General features: G+C 50.9%; 23 protein-coding genes, 1 pseudogene and 1 riboswitch. Of the genes and pseudogenes, 22 read left to right on the top strand and 2 right to left on the bottom strand.

What is annotated here, in order from left to right; all coding sequences use genetic code 11:
* The first annotated feature begins 21 nt into the window (after positions 1 to 21).
* From BLT15_RS00945 to BLT15_RS00880, 14 genes and pseudogenes are all read left to right on the top strand, one after another.
* Entirely contained in the window at positions 22 to 1,074 is a 1,053-nt protein-coding gene (locus BLT15_RS00945; RefSeq protein ID WP_089757761.1) for a sugar ABC transporter substrate-binding protein, read from the top strand.
* Positions 1,055 to 2,638 (top strand): sensor histidine kinase, encoded by a 1,584-nt coding sequence (locus tag BLT15_RS00940; protein ID WP_089757759.1) that lies wholly within the window; start codon positions 1,055 to 1,057, stop codon positions 2,636 to 2,638. The genes BLT15_RS00945 and BLT15_RS00940 overlap by 20 nt, the downstream gene beginning before the upstream one ends.
* Positions 2,639 to 2,713: 75 nt before the next feature.
* Positions 2,714 to 3,814 carry a helix-turn-helix domain-containing protein gene (locus BLT15_RS00935; RefSeq protein ID WP_089757757.1) on the top strand — a complete coding sequence of 367 codons (1,101 nt, stop codon included), beginning with the start codon at positions 2,714 to 2,716 and terminating at the stop codon, positions 3,812 to 3,814.
* A gap of 233 nt (positions 3,815 to 4,047) precedes the next feature.
* Positions 4,048 to 5,304 (top strand): ABC transporter substrate-binding protein, encoded by a 1,257-nt coding sequence (locus BLT15_RS00930; RefSeq protein ID WP_089757755.1) that lies wholly within the window; start codon positions 4,048 to 4,050, stop codon positions 5,302 to 5,304.
* A gap of 155 nt (positions 5,305 to 5,459) precedes the next feature.
* Positions 5,460 to 6,377, top strand: a complete 918-nt coding sequence (locus BLT15_RS00925) for a carbohydrate ABC transporter permease (RefSeq protein ID WP_234985448.1) — start codon at positions 5,460 to 5,462, stop codon at positions 6,375 to 6,377.
* A 2-nt stretch (positions 6,378 to 6,379) separates the two neighbouring features.
* The gene (locus BLT15_RS00920; RefSeq protein ID WP_089757753.1) at positions 6,380 to 7,204 is read left to right on the top strand and encodes a carbohydrate ABC transporter permease; all 825 of its coding nucleotides are present in this window, start codon (positions 6,380 to 6,382) and stop codon (positions 7,202 to 7,204) included.
* 264 nt (positions 7,205 to 7,468) lie between these two features.
* A riboswitch (purine riboswitch) is annotated at positions 7,469 to 7,570 on the top strand.
* A 227-nt stretch (positions 7,571 to 7,797) separates the two neighbouring features.
* Positions 7,798 to 8,055 (top strand): phosphoribosylformylglycinamidine synthase subunit PurS, encoded by a 258-nt coding sequence (gene purS / locus BLT15_RS00915; RefSeq protein WP_089757752.1) that lies wholly within the window; start codon positions 7,798 to 7,800, stop codon positions 8,053 to 8,055.
* Between the two features lies 1 nt (position 8,056).
* Entirely contained in the window at positions 8,057 to 8,743 is a 687-nt protein-coding gene (gene purQ / locus BLT15_RS00910) for a phosphoribosylformylglycinamidine synthase subunit PurQ (protein WP_089757751.1), read from the top strand.
* Between the two features lies 1 nt (position 8,744).
* On the top strand, positions 8,745 to 10,949 hold the full coding sequence (gene purL / locus BLT15_RS00905) for a phosphoribosylformylglycinamidine synthase subunit PurL (protein WP_089757749.1): 2,205 nt from the start codon (positions 8,745 to 8,747) through the stop codon (positions 10,947 to 10,949).
* Entirely contained in the window at positions 10,919 to 12,322 is a 1,404-nt protein-coding gene (purF, locus tag BLT15_RS00900) for an amidophosphoribosyltransferase (RefSeq protein WP_089757748.1), read from the top strand. The genes purL and purF overlap by 31 nt, the downstream gene beginning before the upstream one ends.
* Positions 12,323 to 12,578: 256 nt before the next feature.
* Entirely contained in the window at positions 12,579 to 12,857 is a 279-nt protein-coding gene (locus tag BLT15_RS00895; protein ID WP_089757746.1) for a hypothetical protein, read from the top strand.
* Between the two features lie 31 nt (positions 12,858 to 12,888).
* Positions 12,889 to 12,963, top strand: a pseudogene (locus BLT15_RS13740) (polysaccharide biosynthesis protein); the annotation flags it as partial.
* 113 nt (positions 12,964 to 13,076) lie between these two features.
* Positions 13,077 to 14,039, top strand: a complete 963-nt coding sequence (locus BLT15_RS00885) for a ParB/RepB/Spo0J family partition protein (protein WP_089757742.1) — start codon at positions 13,077 to 13,079, stop codon at positions 14,037 to 14,039.
* 48 nt (positions 14,040 to 14,087) lie between these two features.
* The gene (locus BLT15_RS00880; protein ID WP_089757740.1) at positions 14,088 to 14,279 is read left to right on the top strand and encodes a CooT family nickel-binding protein; all 192 of its coding nucleotides are present in this window, start codon (positions 14,088 to 14,090) and stop codon (positions 14,277 to 14,279) included.
* A 49-nt stretch (positions 14,280 to 14,328) separates the two neighbouring features.
* On the opposite strand, the gene BLT15_RS00875 is transcribed toward BLT15_RS00880, so the two are convergent.
* Positions 14,329 to 15,210 (bottom strand): HAD-IIA family hydrolase, encoded by an 882-nt coding sequence (locus BLT15_RS00875; protein WP_159429749.1) that lies wholly within the window; start codon positions 15,208 to 15,210, stop codon positions 14,329 to 14,331.
* A gap of 265 nt (positions 15,211 to 15,475) precedes the next feature.
* On the opposite strand from BLT15_RS00875, the gene BLT15_RS00870 reads away from it, so the two are divergent.
* From BLT15_RS00870 to BLT15_RS00860, 3 genes are all read left to right on the top strand, one after another.
* Complete coding sequence (locus tag BLT15_RS00870) at positions 15,476 to 15,862, top strand: hypothetical protein (RefSeq protein ID WP_089757737.1); 387 nt, start codon at positions 15,476 to 15,478, stop codon at positions 15,860 to 15,862.
* A 322-nt stretch (positions 15,863 to 16,184) separates the two neighbouring features.
* The gene (locus tag BLT15_RS00865) at positions 16,185 to 17,204 is read left to right on the top strand and encodes an Rpn family recombination-promoting nuclease/putative transposase (protein WP_159429748.1); all 1,020 of its coding nucleotides are present in this window, start codon (positions 16,185 to 16,187) and stop codon (positions 17,202 to 17,204) included.
* Between the two features lie 33 nt (positions 17,205 to 17,237).
* Positions 17,238 to 17,474 carry an RpnC/YadD family protein gene (locus BLT15_RS00860; RefSeq protein WP_089757733.1) on the top strand — a complete coding sequence of 79 codons (237 nt, stop codon included), beginning with the start codon at positions 17,238 to 17,240 and terminating at the stop codon, positions 17,472 to 17,474.
* 208 nt (positions 17,475 to 17,682) lie between these two features.
* Here the strand turns inward: BLT15_RS00860 and BLT15_RS13055 are convergent, their stop codons facing one another.
* On the bottom strand, positions 17,683 to 17,934 hold the full coding sequence (locus BLT15_RS13055) for a hypothetical protein (RefSeq protein WP_143422984.1): 252 nt from the start codon (positions 17,932 to 17,934) through the stop codon (positions 17,683 to 17,685).
* A 238-nt stretch (positions 17,935 to 18,172) separates the two neighbouring features.
* Between BLT15_RS13055 and BLT15_RS00845 the strand changes: the two genes are divergently transcribed.
* The 5 genes from BLT15_RS00845 (at position 18,173) to BLT15_RS00825 (ending at position 24,760) form a co-directional block, all read left to right on the top strand.
* The gene (locus tag BLT15_RS00845; protein ID WP_089757727.1) at positions 18,173 to 20,995 is read left to right on the top strand and encodes a hypothetical protein; all 2,823 of its coding nucleotides are present in this window, start codon (positions 18,173 to 18,175) and stop codon (positions 20,993 to 20,995) included.
* Between the two features lie 177 nt (positions 20,996 to 21,172).
* On the top strand, positions 21,173 to 21,385 hold the full coding sequence (locus tag BLT15_RS00840; RefSeq protein WP_089757725.1) for a hypothetical protein: 213 nt from the start codon (positions 21,173 to 21,175) through the stop codon (positions 21,383 to 21,385).
* Between the two features lie 61 nt (positions 21,386 to 21,446).
* Positions 21,447 to 22,943 (top strand): sodium:solute symporter family protein, encoded by a 1,497-nt coding sequence (locus tag BLT15_RS00835; protein ID WP_200769655.1) that lies wholly within the window; start codon positions 21,447 to 21,449, stop codon positions 22,941 to 22,943.
* 55 nt (positions 22,944 to 22,998) lie between these two features.
* Positions 22,999 to 23,907, top strand: coding sequence for an isocitrate lyase/phosphoenolpyruvate mutase family protein (locus BLT15_RS00830; protein ID WP_089757722.1), 909 nt, complete (start codon positions 22,999 to 23,001; stop codon positions 23,905 to 23,907).
* On the top strand, positions 23,900 to 24,760 hold the full coding sequence (locus BLT15_RS00825) for an isocitrate lyase/PEP mutase family protein (RefSeq protein ID WP_089757720.1): 861 nt from the start codon (positions 23,900 to 23,902) through the stop codon (positions 24,758 to 24,760). The genes BLT15_RS00830 and BLT15_RS00825 overlap by 8 nt, the downstream gene beginning before the upstream one ends.
* Positions 24,761 to 24,870: the final 110 nt, after the last annotated feature.

Here is a 24,870-nt window from a genome sequence, read left to right as displayed (position 1 = left end):
CAAATTCGGGAGGTTTCCTCCATGAAAACCGATCTGATCTCGACTAAAACTCTGCTGTTGATCGTGCTCTGTCTGGCAGTCGTCATAACTTTCAACTATATGATGTGGCAAAATTACGCCGAAATTCAGCGCCTTGTAGCCAGGTTTGGCGATGAAGATTTTTTTGTGCCGGGGGCGGGAACTGCCGCAGCTGATGATGAGGAAAACCTCCAGGTGGCCCTGATAACCTCCGGCGGCCAGCAGAGGGTTGAGCTCATCCGCGAGGGGGCCAGTCAGGCCGCCTCCAGCCGGGGATTGGAGTTGAAATTTTATGAGGCCGATCCAGCCGGACAGCTTTCGGCCTCCGAATATCTCGAACTGGTCGATATAGCTGATTTTGATGGGGTTTTGCTCGAGGGTGCTTCCGATGATCTGACCGAGGAGATAAATGCTCTGGATGATGGGCTGCCTGTGGTCACAATCAATGCTGATTACCCTGATTCCAGCCGCCTTTCCTACGTCGGACTCGATCATCATCAGGCCGGTTTTCAGATCGGCCGTTATCTGTTGAACAAATCCGAAGGGGGCGATATATATGCGCTGGTCGATAGTTCTCGCGCGGGCAGGGCGGTTTCGACCTCAGAACAGCTCAAAATTTTTGGTCTGCAGGAGGCCTTCGCGGCCGCCGGCAGCCAGGACAGGCTGAGAATAAGAGAAGTCGAACCCGATCTGCTCGAGCTGAGCGACGAGATGCGGGGAATTCTCTCAGAGGACGACTCTGAAGTTATCTTCAGTCCCGGCGAGGAGATAACTTTAATGCTTGCAGAAGCTGCGCTCCCGAAAAGAGCGGGAGAGGATATCTTCACGGCTGGTTACGGCAGCCGGTCCGGTCTGGCCGGAGAGGTGAGCGGCGAAGAATTCGACGCCCTCATATATCATGATTCGCGCCAGATAGGTTATCAGGCTGTGGAAGAGATGGCCGCTATTCTCACCCGCGGCAGCGTCAACCTGCACAGCCGGGTCGATATGGAGATCGTTGATCCCGAAGCCGGCGAAATATCGGAGGTGAGCTTCGATGATCCCCCGCTCAGATGAGAGCCCGAACGGCAAGGACAAAAATTCGGGAGAACTTCGTTTCACTCTGCGCAAAAAACTGCTGATTTTCTTTGCCCTTTTCTTCTGCCTTATGCTGATGATATCGGTCTATGTGGCCCTGGCCCACCGCGGCACGGCGGCGCTCACTGACCGGATGATGGCCGAAAATGAACTACTGGAAAGAACGGGGGAGAAGCTGAATCTTCTCGAACATCATACCGCCAGTTATTTGAACCGGAGGACAGAGGAGAGCCGCGAGAGTTACCAGGAGATCGAAATTGAGCTGCTCGAACTGAAGGAGGCTGAGAATTCCGAAACAGTTTCCGAATTCGATGCAGTTCTCAGCGGTCTTATCGCCGAAAGCCGCGAACTTATCGAGATGGCCGAAGCAGGCGAGGATTACCATCGGTCTTACACCCGCTTTCGAGAACGAATAGATATCACCACCCGCTATCTCACCGAAGCCATCAACTCCAATAACCGTCAGGCCAATCGCATCTATGCAGCCAGCTCAGATCTGGTCAGCCGCATCGAAAATTATGGTATCGGTATGGCCGCTTTGCTGGCCGGCTTCAGTCTCATATTTCTCTATCTCTTTTCGCGCAGCATTACCGGTCCCCTCTATCGGATAATTGCCCGTTCCCGGCGGCTGGCCGAGGGAGATTTTGCCGTCGAACCGGTCAAAGTCGAAACCAGCGATGAGCTCAGTTTTATAGCCCGGGCCTTCAACCGCATGATAACCGAGCTGGAGACGCTTTTTAACCGTCTGGAGGAAAAACTGGAGGTCGAACGGGAGCTGCAGCAGAAACAGGTTGAGAATCTGCGCATGAAAAATCTCCTCAAAGAAGCCGAGCTGAAAAAGCTGCAATCTCAGATGAACCCACATTTTCTTTTCAACACTTTAAATTCTATCTCTCAGCTGGCTGTGCTCGAAGAAGCCGACAGAACCGGCAGGATGATAACCAGATTGGCCGAGCATTTTCGCCGCAATTTAAAACGCAGCGAGAAGCTGATACCGGTGGAAGAAGAGCTGAAAAGTGTGGACCTTTACTGTGATATTCTCAGGACCAGATTCGGCGAAAATATCGAATTCAATTTCGATTATGATAAGACGGTTCTCTCAAATCTTATTCCGCCGCTGACCATCCAGCCTCTGGTGGAAAATGCCTTCGTGCATGGGGTCAAAAAGAACAGCGATAGATCCGGGCGGATCGATGTCATATTAGAGCGCCCTCAGGACAGGGCGAAAAAAAGCAAGGGAAGGGATGATGAGGACTGGCTCAGGATAACGGTCAGGGATGATGGGGCCGGCATGGGCGCCGAGCTGATCGAAAGCATCCAGCAGGAAGAGAAGATTGGGGGACTGAGCAACATCAAGGAACGGTTGAGGCTTTTTTATCAGCGCGATGATCTTCTCACCATAGCCGCTTCCCCCGGGAGCGGTACCGAGATAGTTATCGATATTCCGCCGGCAGAAAAGAGCCGGCAGGGCCCAGAAGCTGAAACGGAGAATTCTAAGACGGCGCTTGAATTTTCCCGGAGCAGTCCTGCTGAAAGACAGTGAAAAAGAGGCAGTAAAAACTGAGGCAGTGAACAATAAAAGTGAGTCAAAGAAGAGAGTCAGAGGGGGATAGAGTTCATGTGCAGAGTGATGGTCGTGGACGATGAACCGCTGGTCAGAGATGCCGTGGCCCACGTGGTTTCATCCGAATTTGAGAATATAGAGCTGGCCGCCAGCACCGGCAGCGGCGACGAGGCGGTCGAGCTGGCGTCCCGGGAAAGGCCTGACATAATTTTGATGGATATCCGTCTTGACGGCCGGGGAGGACTGAAAGCTTTAAAAGAGATAAAGGAGTTTTTGCCGGGAGCGGCCATGGTGGTCATCTCTGCCTACGATAATTTCAGCTATGCCCGGCAGGCTATCCGATTGGGCGTACTCGATTACCTGTTAAAGCCGGTCAACAAGCAGGATATTGTCGATATCATCAATAATGCCCGCCTGCAGGTGGAGTCGCGATCTGTCCCGCCGGCCGTAAAAAGCAGCGCGGATAATCCGGCAAAAAGTGAACCCCCGACCGATTACGACGGGCGTATCCCCCTGGATCGCGAGAAGGAGCTGCTCGATTACATGGAAATGGAGAATTATTTTCAGGCGGCGGAAAAGCTGGAACAGATCTGTGAGGAAGTCGATGAGCGGTTTACCGATGAAGAAAAACGCCATTACAGCCGCGAACTTTTGATAGTCATCATGAGGCAGATATTCACCAGCGCCGGACTGGAAAAGCTGGAGTTCACCGAAAGGTTTGACCGGAGCGGGTTTCTGGCCGATCTGGAAGCCGCTAAAAGCGGGAGCAAAGCTCTGCAGGTTCTGCAGGAGCATTTTCGCCGCATGCTTAATTTTCTGCTGGACGATAAATCAGATGGGGAGAAGCCGCTGGAAAGAGCCCGCCGCTATCTGGAAGAAAACTACGATGGAGCCATCTCGCTGGATGAGGTGGCCGCAGAGGCTGGTTTAAGCCCCAGTTATCTGAGCCGGTCCTTCAAGCAGCGTTACGGTCTCAGCTTCAGCGAATATCTCAACAGGCTCAGACTCGATGAAGCCCGCCGGCTCCTGCGCAGCAGCCGCAAAAATGTGGGGGAGATTGCCCGGGAAGTCGGTTTTAATGACAGCAACTATTTCAGCCGGGTCTTCAAGCAGGAGGAAGGAATACCTCCCAGTCAATATCGCCGCCAGAGCTGATTTTACCTGTATTAGCATTTTTTTGTCACAAAATTTTAAAGCCAGAACACAAAAATCTTCATAATCATCATTTTTTAATCCAGAGGAAAGCGCAAATATTAAGAGAATTTTAATAATGGAGAAGATCCGAATAAATTCATCTCTTTCAACTTATTTTTTTCACCTCATCTTTAGCAGCTTCAACAATTTTCAGGGAAATTTCAGCACATACTCAACGGGAGGGATAATCAAAAATGCGCAGAATTTTGTTGGCTTTGACGCTTTCGCTGGCTCTGCTGCTGGCTGGAGCTGTTCCTGTTATGGCTCAGGATCACGAACAGGTCGAGATTATCAACTGGTGGACCGCCGGCGGCGAAGAAGAAGCACTGATGGCGCTTTTCGATGTCTTTGAAGATCAGTATCCCGACTTTGATCCGGTTAGCTCAGCCGTTGCCGGAGGAGCGGGAACGGACGCCAAAGCTGTCATGATCACGAGATTGGTCGGCGGCAATCCGCCCGACTCCTTCCAGGTGCACGGGGGCGCGGAGCTTTTTTACAGTTATGTAGATCCTGGCTTCATGGAACCAGTCACCGATCTTATGGAGGACTGGGGAGTCAAGGACGCATTCAACCCCGAAATTCTGGATATGGTCCGCGGCGATGACGGTGAAATTTACTCTGTACCTCTGAATGTTCACCGCAGCAATGTCATGTGGTATAACAAAGGTATGCTGGAAGAACACGGCCTGGAGGCGCCTGAAACTGTTGATGAGATGTTTGAGGTCTTCGAAGCTCTCGAGCAGGAGGATATAACTCCGCTGGCTCTGGGGGATGTAAATCGCTGGCCCACCCTGCACCTTTTTGAAAATCTGATGCTGGCTACAATGGGGCCCGAAGATTATAACGCCGTCTGGGATGGCGAGATCGGCCTCGATCACGAGGGAGTAAGAGAAGCCTTAGAAATGCTCGATCAGGCGATGGATTATATCAATCCCGATCATGCCGCCCTGGAATGGCAGGGAGCAGCTGAACTCCTCATAGAAGAAGAAGCTGCCTTTACCGTCATGGGCGACTGGGCGGAAGGCTTTTTCCGGGCTCAGGACTGGGAGCCGGCCGAGGATTATGGCTGGACGACAGTGCCTGAAACAGAAGGCAATTACATGGTCATAACTGATACCTTCGGTCTGCCTGAAGGAGCGCCCAACCCCGAAGGCGCCGAAGCCTGGATGAGAACCGTCGCCTCTCAGGAAGGTCAGGACGCTTTCAATCCTGTCAAAGGTTCTATACCGGCCCGTATGGATGCCGAGGAAGATAGATACAGCCTTTATCTACAGGAAGCCATGGAAGATTTTGAATCTGATACGCTTTCACCTTCGATAGCTCACGGTTCTGCCGCACCGGAAGATATGGTGGCCGACATGGAGGACATTCTCAACGAATTCGTGGCTGATCGGGATATCGATCATACCTTCAATAGACTGCAGCAGAGCGCTATGGAACATCTCCAGTAAAAGCTCGAAATTTGGAAGAATATCAAAATTGGCAGCTGAAGCATGAGTTTTACCTGAGCTGAGCATGTCCGGCTCAAGATACAGAATCTCTAAGTTACCCCCGGGCGGTCTGATCTCCCGGGGGAACTTCATTTATACGGGAGGTGAGAACTGGTTTGAGCTACCGATTAAAAGAGAAACTCATATCTTTGGGACTTATGGCTCCCTCGATTATTGCTATCGGTGTTTTTGTTTACGGATTTATCGGCCGCACCCTGCAGGTATCATTTATGGACTGGAATAATATCGTCAGCTTTATGCAGGGAGTTCACGATTATGTAGGACTGGAAAACTTCCGCAGTCTGATGCAGGATACCCGCTTTATCACCGGACTCTGGAATAACTTTTTCTTTATGGCTTTATTCATTCTGGGAACTTTAACCGTGGGTATTCTGCTGGCCGTAATCATAAATGATAAGCCCAGGGGTCATTATTTCTTTCAAAATCTTTACCTTTTTCCCTTTGCTGTTTCCTTTGTAGTAACCGGTACCGTATGGCGCTGGATTTTTTCTCCCGGATCACCACGCTCGCCCCGCGGGATTAATATGCTCTTTCATCAGCTGGGCGTGCCGGAGCTAAGCTGGGAATGGTTCACCAGCACCGGCAGCATAGGTCCGTTTAATATCGCTCTGGTCACCATAGTTATCGCCGCCATCTGGCAGTTTTCCGGTTATACCATGGCCATGTGGCTGGCTGGACTGCGCGGGATTCCGGAACAGCTGATCGAGGCCGCCCGTATCGACGGGGCTTCCAAATGGCAGATATTCACCAAGATTTTATTTCCCATGCTCAAGCCTATCACGCTTTCTGCGATCATCATCCTAGCCCATATATCGCTGAAAGCATTCGATCTGGTCTACGTCATGACCGGCAGCGGGCCACGCAATGTCACCGACATTCCCGCCGTCTATATGTACGAGACCACTTTCCGCGGCAATAATTATTCGACCGGCGCCGGCATATCGATAATTCTGCTGATGATGGTGGGAGTATTGATCATACCCTATCTGATCAGCACTTTTAGGGAGGCATAAGCATGGAGGACTATGGCAAATTCAAATATTTGATATATGTCGTTCTCTTTCTATTTGCGCTCTTCTTTTTGCTGCCGATGTATGTGCTGCTGGCCACGAGCCTAAAAAGTTTCGAAGAGGTAAGCCGGCAGGCCATGTGGATGCTGCCCCGGGATTTTACCCTGGAGGCTTTCATCACTGCCTATCATCAGCTCATACCCCATCTCAGAAACAGTCTGATTCTGGTTATTCCCGCCACGCTCATCTCGGGATTTCTGGGTTCGCTCAACGGTTACATCCTATCCGAGTGGAAATTTAAAGGTTCGGACACAGTTTTTGCCCTGTTGCTTTTCGGCATGTTTATCCCCTATCAGAGCATTCTCATACCGCTGGTTAGAACCCTGCAGAACATCGGTCTTTATGGTTCGCTGCAGGGGTTGATATTCGTCCATGTGGTTTACGGCATTCCCATAACCACGCTGATATTCCGCAATTATTACGCTGACGTTCCCAGCAGTCTGACAGAGGCAGCCAAGGTCGACGGGGCCGGGTTATTTAAAGTATACAGCAAAGTTTTCTTTCCCATTTCCATACCGGCCTTCGTGGTGGTGATTATCTGGCAGTTCACCCAGATCTGGAACGAATTTCTCTTTGCGTTAACCATCACGCCCGAGCCCGGCCAGCAGCCGATAACGGTGGCTCTGGACAACCTGGCCGGCAGTCAGGTCGTCGAATGGAACGTGCAGATGAGCGGTGCTCTGCTGACAGCGCTGCCGACCCTGCTGGTCTATCTTTTCTTCGGACGTTACTTTATCAAGGGCATTCTGGCCGGTTCCGTCAAGGGTTAACGGTCCGGCTCTTGTACAGATGTTCAAGTTATCCACAGGGTTATGCACATTATAATAAACATTGTGGATAATCCTTTAAATCGCGGCAATTGTGCGTCTTTTAAGGCCTCTAAAATGAGAGCTATTCGGCTCAGGCAGGGCAGTTACCTGTTTTTTCCACAGAGTCTGGGGGCTCTCAGCAGGCTGTACGGAGGATGTTCGCAGCAATAGCAGACGGCTATTTTGTTTGACTTGTCGGGGGGTTTCTGATAATATAAGTCATGTAAAATAAAATTATTAGCACCTCATATAAAGGTGGGAATAAGGCCCACAGGTTTCTACCGGGTTGCCGATAACAACTCGACTATGAGGGAAAGTGTGCCCAGGGTTCCGCAGCTTTGTGCTGGCCGGTCCGAGCGGCACAGGTATTGCTTTGATCGACTCAGCTTTTTTTAGATCGATTTAGCTGTTTTACAATACCACACCGAAGGGATAAAAGCCCAGGCGGGGAGGTTTTACTCATCGGGTAGAGCCTCTTCCTGCCCGGGCTTTTTTGTATTTATCCGCGCGCTGGCATCAAAAATAATAGAACGTAAAATCATAAGGAGGTTGCCATGGACTGGCAGGCAAAGGTCAAAATTCAACTCAAGGAAAATCTGCTCGATCCTCAGGGTCAGGCAGTCGGTGAGAGTCTGGCGGCTTTAGGCTACGAGAACGTGAAGGAAACCAGGGTCGGTCGTTACATAGAACTTAAGCTGGAGGATGTCGAATCGCAGTCGCAGGCAGAAGAGCAGCTGGAGGAGATGTGCGAGAGACTTCTTGCCAATCCGGTCATAGAGGATTTTCGCTTTCAGGTAGAGGAGCTGAGCTGAGATGCGGTTTGCCGTGATAAGATTTCCGGGATCAAACTGTGATCGCGATGTCGAGCACGTCTGCCGCGAGGTGATGGAGGTGCCGACCGACATGATCTGGCACGAAAAACGTGCGGATCTCTCCCGCTATGATACGGTAATTCTGCCTGGCGGCTTTTCCTACGGCGATTATCTGCGGCCGGGAGCGATAGCCCGGTTTTCTCCGATCATGGAGGATGTGGAGAAATTCGCCGCGGCCGGCGGTCAGGTTCTGGGTATCTGCAACGGATTTCAGATCCTGATGGAGGCCGGACTGCTGCCGGGAGCGATGATGGTCAACGAATCGCTGAAATTCGTCTGCCGGACGGTGACGATAGAGGTGACCAGCACAGCCACCGCCCTGACCGGAGAGCTGGCGCCGGGCAGCGAGCTCAAGATTCCCGTGGCCCATCATGAGGGCAATTATTACATAGATGATAAAGGCCTGGCTGATCTGAAGGAGAACAACCAGATTATCTTCCGTTATCTGGAAGGGGAAAATCCCAACGGGTCGGCTGCCAATATAGCCGGAATCTGCAGTCGTGACCGCAATGTGCTCGGGCTTATGCCCCATCCCGAGCGGGCTGCCGAAGCTGTGCTCGGCAGCGAGGACGGCCGCCGACTTTTCGCTTCGTTGATAGATCAGCTCAAAAGAAGGGAGAGCAGTTAAGATGACTTCAGAAGATATCCGGGAGAAGGAAGGTTTGACCGAAGAGGAATATGAGAGAATTTGTAACGATCTAGGACGCAGCCCCAACCGCACCGAGCTGGGCATGCTGGGAGTGATGTGGTCGGAACACTGCAGCTATAAGCATTCAAAAGCGGTGCTGCGCGAATTTCCCACTGAAGGCGAGGTGGTCCTGCAGGGCCCTGGAGAGAACGCCGGAGTGATAGATATCGGGGAAGGTCAGGCCGTCGCCTTTAAAATCGAGAGTCACAACCATCCCTCAGCCATAGAACCCTATCAGGGTGCTGCCACCGGCATCGGCGGCATAGTGAGAGACATCTTCACCATGGGAGCAAGGCCGATAGCCCTGCTCGACTCGCTGCGTTTTGGCGAACTGGAGGGTGAGCGCATGAGTTATCTCTGCCGCGAGGTGGTGAGCGGCATCTCAGGTTACGGCAACAGCATCGGCGTGCCCACGGTGGGAGGTGAAACCTTTTTTGCCGACAGCTACCGTCAGAATCCTCTGGTGAACGTGATGTGCGTGGGGCTTATGGAAAAAGAAAAACTGGCCACTGCCACCGCCAGCGGAGTCGGCAATCCGGTTATGGTGGTGGGAGCGGCAACCGGGCGTGATGGAATTCAGGGGGCCAGCTTCGCCTCCGATGAGCTGGATGAAGACTCGGAGGAGGACCGGCCGGCGGTGCAGATCGGCGATCCCTTCATGGAGAAGCTGCTTTTAGAGGCCAGCCTGGAGCTCATCGAGACCGACGTGCTGGTCGGCATTCAGGATATGGGGGCGGCCGGGCTGATCAGCGCCGCGGCCGAAATGGCGAGCCGGGGCGACACAGGTATCGAGCTGGACGTGAATAAGGTACCGAAGCGGGAGAAGAACATGACCCCCTACGAGGTACTGCTCTCGGAATCACAGGAGCGCATGCTGGTCGTACCGCGCCGGGGAAAAGAAGAAGTTGTGGAGGAGATCTTCGCTGGCTGGGGACTCAAATCAGCTGTGATCGGAGAGGTGACCGATGACAGCCAGCTGCGGGTTATGGCCGGCGAGAAGGAAGCTGCCAGCCTGCCGGTCGAGCTGCTGGTCGATGATGCTCCCGTCTACCGCTCTGAATCTTCCCGGCCTGAATATCTGGATGAGCTGGTGGAGTCTGTAGAAGAGAAAAATATAAAAGGTCGATCCTGTGAAGATAAATCCTTTAACGATCAATTTGAAGAGATGATGCTCTCGGAGAATCTGGCCGGCAAGGCATCTATCTATGAGCAGTACGATCACATGGTCCAGATCAACACAGTGGTGCCGCCCGGCTCGGATGCGGCCGTGCTGCGGCTAAAGGGCAGGGACGGAGGGCTGGCTCTGACGACTGACTGCAATGGCCGCTACTGCTATCTAAATCCGCGCCGGGGGGCGGCCCTGGCCGTGGCCGAGGCGGCCCGCAATTTGAGCTGTTCCGGGGCCGAGCCGCTGGCTATCACGAATGGGCTCAATTTCGGCAGCCCGGAAAAATCCGAGGTTTACTGGCAGTTTGAAGAGGCGGCCCGCGGCATCAAAGAAGCCTGTGAGAAATTTGATACTCCGGTTACCGGCGGCAATGTCAGCTTTTACAACGAGAGTCCGGCCGGAGGGGTCTATCCCACGCCGGTGATCGGCATGGTCGGGCTGCTGGATGATATAGATCAGGCCACCTCCCGTCATTTTCAGAAAGAGGGAGCCCGGATAGTCCTGCTGGGGGAGAATAAACCCGGGCTAGGGGGCAGCGAATACCTGAGCGCGGTACACGATAGGATCGAGGGCGAGATTCCGGCCCTGGATTTTGAACGCGAGCTGGCGGTGCAGAAGCTCTGCCGCGAGGGTATTCGATCGGAAATCATCGCCTCAGCCCACGACTGTTCGCTGGGAGGCCTGGCAGCCGCCCTCTTCGAATGCTGTGCCGGCGCTGAGATCGGAGCCGGGGTGGAGATAGAGAGCGAGCTCGCTCCCGAGGAGCTGCTCTTTGGCGAGAGCCAGAGCCGGATAATTGTCAGCCTGGATCGGGATGATCTGCCCCGTCTGAAAAAACTGGCGGAGAAGGCCGGCGGAGTTACCTGTCAGGTTATCGGGCGCACCGGCGGCAGCGAATTGAAGATCAATGATCTGATCAAAATAGATATCGGGGAGCTGAAGAGCAAATGGCTGAATGCGATTCCAGAGAAGCTATAGAGGAAAAATGCGGGGTTTTCGGAGCCTTCCTGCCGGAGGACAGCAAAGCAGCGGGCGAGCACACCTATCTCGGCCTCACCGCCCTGCAGCACCGCGGGCAGGAGAGCGCCGGCATCTGTGTGGGCGGAAGCCTGGATGAGGAAGAGGGACTCGAACTCACCCGGGGTATGGGACTTGTGCGCGATGTTTTTGGTGGTGACACGCTGAATAAACTGTCAGGACGGGCGGCCATCGGCCACGTTCGCTATTCGACCAGCGGTTCCAGCCGGTCGGTCAATGCCCAGCCACTTTTGGTCAACTGCCAGAAGGGAGAGCTGGCTCTGGCTCATAACGGCGATCTGGTCAACAGCGGTGAGCTGCGCCGCAACCTGGAGAGCAGCGGTTCTATCTTCCATTCCACCCTCGATACCGAAGTGATAGCTCATCTCGTCTCCCGGGCTTTCGAGGATGATATCATCGAGGCTTTGATCTCCAGCCTGCATAATCTGCGGGGAGCCTTCAGCCTGGTGGGTCTGACGCAGAATCCGCAGCGGCTGGTGGCGATCCGCGATCCTCTCGGTTTTAGGCCGCTGGCGCTGGGAAAAATGGAGGGGGGTTATCTGGCAGCTTCCGAAAGCTGTGCTTTCGACATTCTCGGCGCCGAGTATCTGCGCGAGGTCGAACCCGGAGAGATGGTTATCATCGATGATGATGGCATCAGGTCTCAGCGCTTCAGCAGCCGCCGGGAGGAGAAATTCTGCGTCTTCGAGTATATCTACTTCGCCCGGCCGGACAGCGATATAGCCGGCCTTAATGTCCAGCAGGCCCGCAAGGCTTTGGGCCGCAGAATGGCCGAGGAGATGGAAATCGAGGCCGATATAGTCGTGCCGGTGCCTGATTCGGGGGTTGCGGCAGCACTCGGTTTTGCCGAACGCTCGGGGCTGGAGTACGGTCAGGGCATTCTCCGCAATAAATATGTAGGCCGTACCTTTATTCAGCCCACCCAGAACATTCGCGATCTCAAGGTAAGGCTCAAGCTTTCCCCGATTAAGGAGATCGTCGAGGATAAGAGGGTGATACTGATAGATGATTCTATTGTGAGGGGGACTACCAGCAACCAGATTATCAACCGGCTGCGCGAGGCCGGTGCTGCCGAAGTTCATATGGCTATCTCTTCGCCGCCGGTCGAATATCCCTGCTATTTTGGCCTCGATATCACAGGCCAGAAGGAATTGATCGCCAACGGCAAGTCCGAGGAGGAGATCGGCGATAAGATCGGGGCCGACAGCCTGCATTATTTAAGCCGGGAGGGAATGCTGGAAAAGCTGAAGGAGCGGGCAGATACCGGCTTTTGCACCTCCTGTTTTGATGGCGATTATCCTATCGAGTGCTGAAAGATGTATGCTGATTTATCCTGCCGTAAAGGAACAGGAAGGTGGCACTAACGTAGGCTGGAGAGGTTAATTTATTTAATTTCCCGGTGGTGATAGGCTTCGAGCATATCATTTCTGGTCAGAATCCCTGCCCTTTTATCCTCATCTTTTTCTTCTGCCTCACTTTTTTTCAACTGACTGCCATTATATGTTATAATATAAGAGCAGCAGATTAATGGTTTATACGGAGATATAAGCTTACGGGAGCTGGTATAGTGTGGTTGGCGTCAGCGGTCTTCTGGTCATCGGCCTGATATTTTACTTAATATTGCGCTTTGGTTTCGATGAAGATTTCGGCTATTCCTTTTTGAGTGATGAAGACGGGCAGGAGAGCAGCCCTCATCCGCTGGGCGATAAATTTAGCGGGAGCTTGAGCGATGATGAACTGATGAAGCTGGCCAGAAAGCAGCTGGAGAACGGAGACATAACTGAAAGCGAGCTGGAAAGTTTTGTGAATGAGCTGGAAGAATCCCATAACTGCGGTAAAGAGAGCTGACTCAATATTGACCGGATCTATCATAGTAAAGGGTGTGGATAAATTCATATTGATTTCTACCGATAAGGCGGTAAATCCGACTAACGTCATGGGCACCACCAAAAGAGGAGCATCTCTGAAAAGTTCAGCAAATCCCGGCCAGGGAATGCGCGAAGATAATAATGCCGATGTCAGTTATTCAGCTGCTGGAGAAGGTCTGGCCGAAGGAGGTCGAGGTTGATGAATTTTGCCGTTCTTTCGTTGAGTAATATAGAGGTGATGCCGGATCAATCACGGCAAAAGTTTGATGAAGAGGCCCTTGATGATCTGGCCCGTTCTATAGAGCAGCTGGGACAGCTGCAGCCGGTGATAGTCAGAAGAAATAAAGAGCAGGGGGCGGCAGATGACAGCCGCTATCAGCTGATAGCCGGCGAGCGGCGCTATCGGGCCATGAAACAGCAGGAAGAGAAGGGAGATATTGCCGCTCTGATAGTCGATGAGGAGATCGAGCCCGAGAAGATTAAGGAGATCAATCTGGTCGAGAATATTCAGCGTGAGGATTTGGACGAGCTGGAGAGGGCTCAGGGGATAAAAAGCTATATGGACAGGCATGATCTCACGGTCAAGGAGGCGAGTTTGCGGCTGGGAGTGCCGCGCACCACTTTAACCCAGTGGCTTAAAATTCTGGAGATCAAGCCGGAGTATCAGCAGGCCGTGCTCGATGATGACTGTTCGCTGGGGCTTTCGCATGTGAGCAGAGCGGTAAGCCTGGGCAGCAGCACCGGCAATCCGGTCCTGACCGAAAAGCTGATAAAGGCTGTTATCAAGTACAATTTGACCCGGGCTGAGGTGGAGAAGATAGGCCGTCTTTACAACCGCCATCTTCATCTGGAGATGGAAGAAGCTGTGGGCGCGGTTTTGATGGATAGAGAGCGGCAGCAGGCGGCCGCCGATCTGGGCGATCTGCTCGAGGAAGAGAAGAGAGAAAAACCGGTGAAGGAACTTATCAGGGCTTTCAGCCGGGCTTCTGAGAAACTGGAAGATTATATGGAGGAGATCGGCCATTTAGAGGAGGAGGAATCTCGGCTTTTGCTGGATGAGTTTTTATATCAGTATCAGCTGCTGCAGCTGATGCTGCCGGAGCTGGAGGAGAATGGTCTGGAAGAGATGGTTAAAAAGATTTTGCGCCGGAAAACGGGTTAGAAAAATATTGCCGATAACAGAAAAAACATCTACAGGAGGTTAAAAATTATGTGCCAGTCCACCGCCTATATCGTCAGGGATGGAGAGAAGGAGCTTTTTATGGAAGATGTGAGCGAGATCATTCCCGAAAAGGAAGGCCTTACCCTGTCCGGCCTGATGGGAGAGGAGAAGTTTATCGAGGCCGAGATACAGAAGATGGATCTGATGGACCATGAGATTTTGCTGGAGGAAAGAGAATAAAGGATAGGACAGAAGCTGCCGGTCTCCCGGCAGCTTTTTTTACAGCTTTTCACAGCATTTCCCGAACCGAGTCGAGCACCAGATCCGGCTTAATTTCTGATTTTTCAATCTCCTGGCGATCGCTGACGCCGCTCAAAACCGCCGCAGTGGTCAGGCCGGCTTTCTTTCCCATTTTTATGTCGGTGCCGATTCTATCGCCCACCATCAGGCAGTCTTCCCGGGAGATCGGATTTTCCCGCCCGGAATTCATCGCACTCAGGGCGGTTTCTATCATCTGAGCTGAAGGTTTGCCCATAATTTTCTCCACCCTGCGGCCGCTGGCAGCCTCCACCGCAGCTATTATTGAGCCGGCATCGGGGACTTCCCCGCACTTCAGCGGACAGGTTGTGTCGGGATTGGTGGCGATAAACTTCGCTCCCTTCTGCAGAATCTGCAGGGCATCGTTGAGCCTGCCGTAGTGAAGGGTGCGATCGAAGGATACCACCAGGCAGTCGATATCCTCGTAATCTTTATTTTCATGGTTTAAGCGGAAAAAGTCATATCCTTTCCCGGTAAAATCCCCCTCGACCACCTTATGCCCTTCAGCTTCTCCCTCTTTGTTGACAACCTCCAGACCGGCCTCCTCAAGCTCGGCTATCAGAGAATTTTCTCCCAGCACATAGACTGCCGCACCCGGCAAATTTTTGGCCAGAAAGTCTGCTGTGACCAGCGAAGAATTGATGACTCCTTCCGGGGAAGTTTCAATTCCCAGCCGGATGAGTTTTTCGGCGTAATTTTCGCGCCGGGCGATGGGCTTATTGGAGAGAAACACACAGCCCTTATTTAAATTTTTGATTTTCTCTATCACTTCCCGGGCGCCTGGTATCAACTCTTCACCCAGATAGATGGTACCGTCGAGATCGAAGATAAACCCCTCATAATCTGCAAGCAAGCTGGTTACCCTCCCTGATTTTTCCCTTTCTTTCCCTATCATAATTTTTTCTTTTAATCAACGTATTCATCGGGTTATGTTTATTTATGTTCATTGATATGGTATCAACCCTGGCCGCGAAAATAAAGAGCCGGTCCGGGTAAATATTTGCATCATCACAGCATTATCGCTGTTATCGCTATATCATTAACTTTTGCAGACGAATAGTTTATAATTTCAAATGAATAAAACAGACATCAAAGCCAGCAAAAAAGGGTGAAATCAGATGGATAATGATTTATCCTCGCCGGGCCCCATGGTATGCGATAAAAAGACTTTTTTGCATATATTTGAGCTAGAAAAGCGCAGAGCGGAAAGAGAATGGCACAGTTCCTATTTATCCCGCCTGAAGCTGGAACTTTCGGAGGGGAACGGGGAGGAGATAAAAGAAGCTGCCGACGAAATGATGACGGTTTTGAAGAATAGAATTCGCAGCGGTGATACAGTCTGCCGCTGGGATACAAAAGATTTTTTCCTTATCCTGCATGATATCGAAAGAGAGGATATAAAAGGGGTTGTAAAAAGGCTCAAAAATCATTATTTTAACCGATCCGGCCTGGCTGAAGAGATCGAACTGGACTGGAATTATTCCCCTTTCCCGCAAAGAAATTAGAGGGGAAAAGTCAGGCGTCATCGCAGCATCATCGACATAATTGCTCCATCATTAAAATTTGTGAGAATTGAGTTTATAATATTATTGAACATAGTAAAAAAGTACCGCGAGAAATACATAATGGTTCTTATCGAAGGTGTGGATGGGATGTAGATAAGTGTGAAGATGGGTGATAGTGAGATGAAGATGGAAGTTACAGTCAGAGGTTAGGATCAGGTTTGATAGAAACACGAGCCCTGTAACGGGGGCTTTTTCTTTTTTAGGGGATTTGGAAGGGACACAGGGGTGAAACAGGAAGTTATAAATGAGGGCAGGGCGTAAATTGCTGAAATTTTTAGACAGGTATGATATCATTAACAAGCCGCATGATGGGCTTTTCATAAGAGCTTTGGGCGACGCTGAGGCGGCGAGAGAATTCATCGAACTCAGATTGCCCGATAAGTTCCAGGAGAGGATGAAGCTGGATACTATAAAAAGCGAGGATACCAGCTATGTCGACGAGAGGTTCGACAGGTTTTCCTCCGACCGGGTGTTCAGCGTTGAGCTTGAGGGCGGCCAAAAAGCTTATGTAGCCTATCTCTTCGAGCACAAAAGCAAGATGGAGAGGGACACGATCTACCAGCTCTTGAAGTACTACATGGCGATCTGGGATGATAAGATGAATGAGGATGGGGATATCCCCTTGATCATTCCCATCCTTTTCTACCACGGCCGGGAGGACTGGACGGCTCCAACGAAGCTCTCGGAATTGATCATGGGCGAGACGGACTGGGCTGAGGAGATAATACCCGAGTTTGAGTGCTATCTTTACACGCTGGAGGATTTAGTGGAAGTGATGCCCGGGATGACAGTCCCCAAGCTCAGGTTCTACATCGAAGTATTGAGCATTGTGCGGGAAAAGGGAGAAATTTTTCTGGAACTTTTCGACGAATTTCTCAAAAACGTAAGCGAGTACGTGGAAAGGTCCGGGGAGGATGACTTCTATTACAGCGTCTATCTTTATGTACTGCAGGACAAGGACGCAGAAGAAGAGATAGATTCGGCTAAGGTCATAGACATTGCTAGAAAGTATGAGCCCGAAGGGAGGGATAGAGTGAAAACTCTTGCAGATGAGCTAAAGGAAGAAGCTAAACAGGAAGGTTTTGAAGAAGGTAAAGAGAAGGGGAGACGGGAAGAATTGATAGATACCCTTGTTACATTCCTTGAAGGTAGATTTGGGGTGCTTTCAGAGGATCTGGAAGAGAAAATAGAAGCTAGCAGCATGGAAGATTTGAAAAAGCTCAGGGAAAATTTCTTCAATATCGATAGCCTGGAAGAGGCCGAGGAAATTTTGAGTGAGTAAGAGGAAATTTGTCAGCTTGAGTGGAGGGATAGAGTGAAAACTCTTGCAGATGAACTCAAGGAAGAAGGTTTCGAGCATGGCAAAGAGAAAGGCAGAATAGAGGAACTTAGAGAAACTGTTGAGAAGCTTCTGGAAATGAGGCTGGGTGAGCTTTCTTCCGACCTGACTGATAGAATTGGTAACACTCCCAGAGAGGAACTTGTCGAGATCAGGGACAGCATTTTTGAGATAGAGAGCGAAGAGGATGTAGAGGAAATTTTGCACGAGTAACATGACCGCATAGTTGCCAAAAAACGCGCTGCTGGATCTAAACTGAGATACAACCGGATATCATAGCTACGAGCCCGCCGGGAAGTTTCGATCCTTTTCTTTTTTGCTCTCCGGCGGGCTTTTTCAGCTGGCTGAGTTTTTGAATCAGGAAAATTGCGAAAAATTAATTAACAGGACGGAAGAGGTGGTAACATGGATAAAAAAAACTTTAAAATTGGCCTTTTTTAATCTCGCGGGCGGCTTTGACGGCCGCCCTGATATTATCCGGCGGTGTATCAAAACCCAGGCTGCAGAGGTAGATGGTTAGATGGGGAAGCTTCCGGCCCAGGGGCACGTATTTTTCCAGGCGGTTTCTGATCTCCCGGCGGCTGTAGTCCGGAAATGTCACAGCGTGTTCGTGCATTTGAGCGGTCAGGGCAAAGCTTTTTTCCCGGTGCACTTTGACCTGGGGGGTTATCATAATATCCCTCATTTCTTGAATTGTAAAAAACCTATCTTTAAATTCATTCTCTTTGAAAAGCTAAATTCCTGTCTGATTATAAAATTTAGAACCCTGCAGACTCTAAAAGCCGGGCGGGCTGAGATTATTATCATTAAATAAAATGGCGATTTGTGGTATAATTTAGCCAGAGCTATTTTTGTTGATCTTCTTTCAAGATGATCGTCTTTCAAATTAAAATCGTTTTGAGGTGAGCTAATTGCTGACAGAGGGAAAGATCGCGAAAAAGAATTTACTGACTGTTTTTATCTTTTTGCTTGCGGTATTCACCGTTTTTTTGCTGGTGGGACCGGGCGGGGAAAGAGCGGCAGCTGAAAACTGGCAGACTTTCAGCACCGAAAATTTTGCCGTGCATTATCCGGCCCGCCTGGAAGCTCAGGCCCGTAAAGCAGCCGGAATAGCCGAGGAGGTTCACCGGGAGCTGACCAGCTATGAAACCTATGAACGCGATGATATTACTCATATGATCATTAGAGATGATGCTGATATGGCTTACGGCCTCAGCACTCCTTATCTCCGCGATCATATCGAGATAAATTTAAGTCATCCGCTGCAGCGACAGTTCGGCAGCAGCTATGAGAGCTGGCTTAAGATGCTGATTGCTCATGAATATGCCCATATCCTGCATCTTAACATTCGCTCGGAGGGGGCTGAAAACCTCCGCAGAATTTTCGGCGAGGTCCCTTCATATACCTATCCCAACATGATGCAGCCTTACTGGATGCTGGAAGGTTATGCAATTTTAGCCGAGACCCATCTTACAGGCGGCGGTAGGGCCGAGGATGCTGTTTATGATATGTATATTAGGACAGCTTTTCTGGAGGATGATCTTTACCGCTTTGATCAGATTCACGGTCAGTATGATCATAACGGCTGGCCACCGGGTGGACAGGCTGTTTACATTTACGGCGCTTCCATTTTTGATTATCTGGAAAGGCGCGACGGCAAGGATAAACTGCTGGAAGTCAGCGAGGTGTTCGCCCGGGATCCCGGTCAGAATATCAATGCCACTTTTTATGAAGTATATCAGCAGAGCGCTGAAGAGATTTTTGAGGAATGGCAGCAGGAGATGCGGGAAAAATACCAGCGTCAGGCTGATGAGCTGGAAGCTGAGGGCCTGGTCCGGGGAGAGCCGCTTACTGAGATAGGTTTTGAGGTTCATCAGCCGGCTCTGGATCCGGAGGGTGAGAGCATTATCTATTATCACAGCGGCGGACATTTTCCCGGGCTGAGGGAATACAATATCGAAACGGGCGAGGACGAGATGCTCAAACCGGGAATTTTCGCCCCCACCGGTCACAGTTTTACGGCTGATGGTGATTTGATTTATTCGCGGCTGGATATTTATGAACAAAAATATGAATTTTATGATCTCTATCGCTACGACAGAGAAGAGGACGAAAGCGAGCGCTTGACTGAAGGCTCCCGGGCTCACAGCCCGGCCGCGGGTGAAGACAGGGTTTATTATATCACCCGTCAGGATGGAAAATCGCGGGTGGTTGAAATGGATCTGCAGGCTGAAAACGGAGAGAGCGAGGTTGTGATCGAGGCTGAAAACGGAGAGCAGTTTCTGCATCTCTCCCTGGCTTTAGACGGAGACAGACTGGCTCTGGTCAGCTGGTCTCCGGGCGGTTTTCAGGATCTTTATATTTACGACCTGGAAAATGAGGAGCGCCGCCGGATAACCCGGGGACGGGAAGCGGTTTTATCGCCGGCCTGGACTCCGGAGGGAAATCAGGTTCTTTTTAGTTCGGATCGTAATGGTATTTATAATCTTTATAGTTATGATCTTGAAAAAGAAGAGATCCAGCAGCTCACCCGGGAACTCACCGGTGCTTTTGATCCGCTGGCGGCGGAATCCTTTACTCCTGCCGACGGTGGAGCGGAAAAATCATTCGATCTTTATTATACCGGTTATTCGGAGCGCGGTTTTGATATTTACAGATTGGATTCGGCTGCAGCAGTGAGCAGAAACGTCGATATTTATGATGATTATGCTTTTTTGGAAGAGGAAAAAAGAGATGAATTTAAAAGCGAGGCCCCGCCGGAGAGCAGAGATTACAGCCGGCTTGACTATATGGCTCCCCGCTACTTTTTCCCCAGCTTTTTTATCGGCACCGGCGGCAGCTATGCCGGAATTACGGTGGGCGGTCGTGATCCTTTGAATAAAATGCATTATCAGGGATCGGTGGAATATGACGGCGGCGATTATGATTATCCCGTAAGTTTTGACTGGAATCTTGAACTGGAGGCCGGCCGCTTCGACATTCTCCAGCAGAGTCAGCGCTGGGCCGGGCGCAGAATGGATGACAGCAAATATCATTATCGCGATCAGCATACCCTGATGGCCCAGACTCCCATTCGCAGCGCTCCTTTCAGCAGATTAAACCTGGGATTTGGAACTTCCTATCTGCGCGATAATTTGCGCGAGGACGGCCTGAACGAAGAATATCGCGGTTTCAGTCAGCTCGATTATCTAAGTCAGACCGGCCGCGATTCCATGGTCACCACCCGCAATCTTACCCTGCGGGCCGGCGATGCTTATTTTGATGATGAACACAACATTTATGGTCAATTTGACTGGCGGGAATTTTTCGAATTTCCCAATAATCATCGTATCAGGCTGCGTGGTTCGGCGGCCGGAGCTGAACTCGAGGAATTTTTCGAGCTGGGAGGAGTTTTTGGACAGTATCCCATTCGCGGCTACAGCGAGGGGGACAGAAAAGAAGGCAGTCAGCTTCTCTATTTCAGAGGGGAATACAGATTTCCTCTGACCGATATCGGCCGGGGCATGGGCACCACCCCCGTTTTCTTCGATGAGGTGAGCCTGGCTGCTTTCGCCGAAGGCGGCGATATATCCGGCGACGAAGTGGACGATTTTATGGCCGGCTATGGTCTTGAGCTCTCTCTCGATATGGAGCTTTCCTACGGTCGGGCACCGGCCAGAATCAGCATGGGAATAGCCGGCAATATCGATGAATCGGGGGTGCAGGCCTATCTGGCCCCCGGCCTGACCTTTTAAACCGCCGGACAAAAAACCCCTTTACAAATTCAGCACGTTGAATATATAATAGTGAGTAAGATTAAATATAAACCTGTTGATAATTTTCGATTCTAACGAGATTAATAGGGAAAGGGGGGAAGGAAGATTAAAAAGAACGACCGCTACAAAGAGCCTCTGGATTACTGGTGGGCCTGGTTGATCTTTTTGATCCTGATCATGATCAACGTTCCCTGGTTTTACACCGAAGGTAGCTATGAGCCTATTATACTGGGGTTTCCCTACTGGGCTTTTGTCTCGCTGCTTTCAGCCGTAGGCATATCTGCCTGGCTTGTTTACATGATGACCAGGCTCTGGGATATGGAAGATTTAGAAGAGGAATATGAGGACGAATACAATCCGGACAACTGAGCGGGTGAATTTACGGGTGATTAAATAATCAAAGTTAAATAATCAAACAGGAGGAATGACCTTGGAGGAACTCGATTTTGTCGTAGGCTGGCATGGTGTGGCAGTTTTGATCGTCTGGCCTCTGATAATTCTGGGCATGGGTATCTACATATCGCGTTTTGTCAGCAAAGATTCGAAACATAGTTTTTACGTGGCCGGCGGTGGTCTTGGTACCATTGTGCTTTTCTTTACCCTTTATGCCTCGCAGTACAGCGGCAATACGGTGATAGGTTATGCGCCTCAGGCCTATCGTATCGGTTTCACCTGGCTGCAGTCTATTCCTTTTATGATCGTTGTGCTGGCAGGATATATGCTTTACGCTCCAAGACTTCATCATATATCCAAAAAACATGATTTTATCACGCCTGTAGACTGGTTTCAGCACCGTTTTGGTTCCGAGCTGGTCAGTTTTGTGGCGGTTTTGATAATGCTTTATGGTCTTTCGAATTTCTTGCTCGAGCAGCTTGTGGCCATAGGCCATGCGGTTGCGGGTCTTACCGCCGGCGTGGTTCCCTATCAGTTCGGGGTGCTGTTTCTGGTGGTGATCATGCTCCTTTACGAATGGCTGGGCGGCATGCAGGCTGTGGCTATTGCCGATACCTTCAATGGAGTTTTGCTGCTTTTAGGGGTTTTTGGACTCTTATTTTTCTCCTTTACTGTTATCGGCGGCCTGGGCGAAGCGACTGAATTCGCCGCTCAAAACTTTCCCGACCGGGTGGGAGCTCCCGATACCACTTCGGCGGTGAACTGGCTGAGCATGCTTATGCTGACAGCCTTTGGAGCGACCATGTATCCTCACGCCATTCAGCGTATTTATGCAGCTGAAAGCGAGGCCACGCTCAAAAAGAGCTTCAAGAGGATGGCCTGGATGCCCTTTTTGACCACCGGTGTCGTTTTCGTGGTCGGCATAATCGGCCTTAAAGAATTTCCCGGTCTGGGCGAGATGGAGGCTGAAGAGCTGATCGGCATGATGGCGGCCCGAATAGCCGGTCAGTCAGGTTTTCATTACTTTCTCATGCTGCTACTTTTCTGCGGAATCATGGGAGCTATCATGTCCACCGCCGATTCGATCATTCTGGCCATTTCCTCGCTCATATCGAATGATCTTTATGCCCGACATATAAACCCTGATGCCTCGGAGAAAAAACAGGTGCTCGTCGGCAAGATAGGCGGCATCGTGCTGGTCGGTCTTTTGATACTGGTGGCCTGGTTTCCGCCCGGAACTCTTTACGAAATATTTGTGCTCAAACTGGAGATTATGACGCAGATAGCTCCGGCTTTCATGCTGGGCCTTTACTGGGAACGGTTAAATGGCAAAGCCGTGCTCGTCGGCATGCTTGTCGGCAGCATTATCGGCGGCGGCATGACAATAGCCGGCATGGGCACAATAGCCGGTGTGCATGGAGGTATTATAGGGCTGGCGGTTAATTTTGCCATCTGTGTCGTCGGCAGTCTGCTGCTTCCTCAAAGCGAGACCGAAAAGGAACTGGCCGAGGAATACACTCAGATAAGCGCCTGATTAATCCCTGACAGGCTGAATTTCACTTCAGATGCGAGAGGAGAGATAGCAGTCAATGCAGGAACCTGAGAAAGAAAAAGAGGAAAAATATACGGAGAATAAATTAACAGCCAGCGATATCAGAGAGCATATTTTAACCGGTAGCCCCGCGGCTGCAGTCGGTGTGGAAGATGCGCTTTCTGCCCGTCTGGCTGTCGGAGCAGGTTTTAATATAGCGTTTTTGTCTCTCCGCAGCGCTGCCCTGACACTGCTGGGTAGTTCCTGCAGGCATCACGTTACCATGACGGAAGTGCGGCGTCTTGTGGAGAGAATAAATTATGCGGCCGATCTCTTTTTGGTGGTGGAAGCCGGTTCCGGTTTTGGCGGGGATGTTAATGCCTGCCGCACCGCCCGGGAATTTGAGCGGGCGGGAGCTGATGCGATAATATTTGATGATACCCGCTGGCCGCGGGAAAATAAAGAGCGCGAAAGTGAAATTTTAAATTCAAAAAAGATGTGTTCCCGCCTAAAAGCAGCGCAGGAAGGGTTGAGGGAAGAAACTCTGCTGATCGCCCGGACTGCTGCCGGAAAGAAAAGCGATAATTCCCGGATTATACCGAGAATGAAAGCCTTTTATGAAGCCGGTGCCGATATTTTGGGACCGGGTGAAATCACCTCGGATAAGGAGATGATCCGGCTGAAAAATGCGGTGCCGGCTCCTTTATTCGGAGAGCTGCGGGATGATCGGGTGGAGAATTTTAACCGGGAACCTGAAAAGTATCGGAAGAGAAATTCAAAGGAATCTTTATCTCTGGAAAATAGGATGGTCGAGTCCGGTGCAGGTTTCGATCTGATGGTAATGAGGGGATTTTTGACCTCAGAACGTATTGAGGCCGAAAAAGAAATGCTGGAACGATTAAGATCGACTCGGCAGAAACTTTTTGGCCGGGCTGGGCGGCAAGAGGAGGGCGATAATCGTGATTGAAAAATTTTCCCGACTTTTGGCCGGCGATCGAGCCATACTTATGCCCGGGGCCGGAGACGCCCTGACAGCCCGGATTATTGAGGAAACCGGTTTTGAAGCTCTTTTTACCACCGGTTATGGCATAAGCGCCAGCAAGCTGGGCCGTCCCGATCTGGGTTATCTGACCATGACGGAGATGGTTGAGAGGGCGGCCGATATAATCGAAGCTGTCGATATTCCGGTGTTTGTGGACGGCGATACCGGTTATGGAGAGGATATTAATGTGAAAAGGACAGTAAAAGAATACGAACGCGTCGGGGCTGTGGGGCTTTTTATCGAAGATCAGGTCTGGCCCAAGCGCTGCGGGCATATGGAAGGCAAAAAGATAGTTGATCAGAAAATTTGGCTGCAGCGGCTGGAGGCCGCTCTTACCGCCCGCGCCAATCCTGATTTTAAAATTTTAGCCCGTACCGATGCCCGCAACATCAGCGGTCTGGCGAGTGCCATCGAGAGGGTTCAGGCTGCAATAGAACTGGGAGTTGATGCTGTCTTTGTGGAATCTCCCCAGAGCCGGGAAGAACTCAAGGAAGTGGGTCGACAGGTTAAAAAGGTGCCTCTTATGGCCAATATGATCCGTCGGGGGAAGACTCCCATTGTGGGCCGGGAGGAGCTTGAGCGGTGGGGCTATCGCCTGGTAGCCTATCCTCTAACCGGCCTTTATGCGGCAGCGCGGGCCATGAAGGATTCTCTGGCTGAGCTAAAGGAGAAGGGCCATTCTCGCGATCTGCCTCCGGAAAGAACTCTGGACTTTGATGATTTTAACCGCCTTGTCGGTCTGGAAAAAGAGCTGGAAAGATGGGAAAAGCTGCGCTGATAGAAAGTTTTGCGGGAAGAAGGGGAGAAAAATATAAATATAAAAGTTAATGCAAAAAATATTGAACAATACTGGGCTGAGAATGGAAGAATATAATTAAAACCGGGGCA

The sequence above is a fragment of the Halarsenatibacter silvermanii genome (assembly GCF_900103135.1).
Lineage (GTDB): Bacteria > Bacillota > Halanaerobiia > Halanaerobiales > Halarsenatibacteraceae > Halarsenatibacter > Halarsenatibacter silvermanii.
This window is presented reverse-complemented; position numbering and strand designations above follow the sequence as displayed.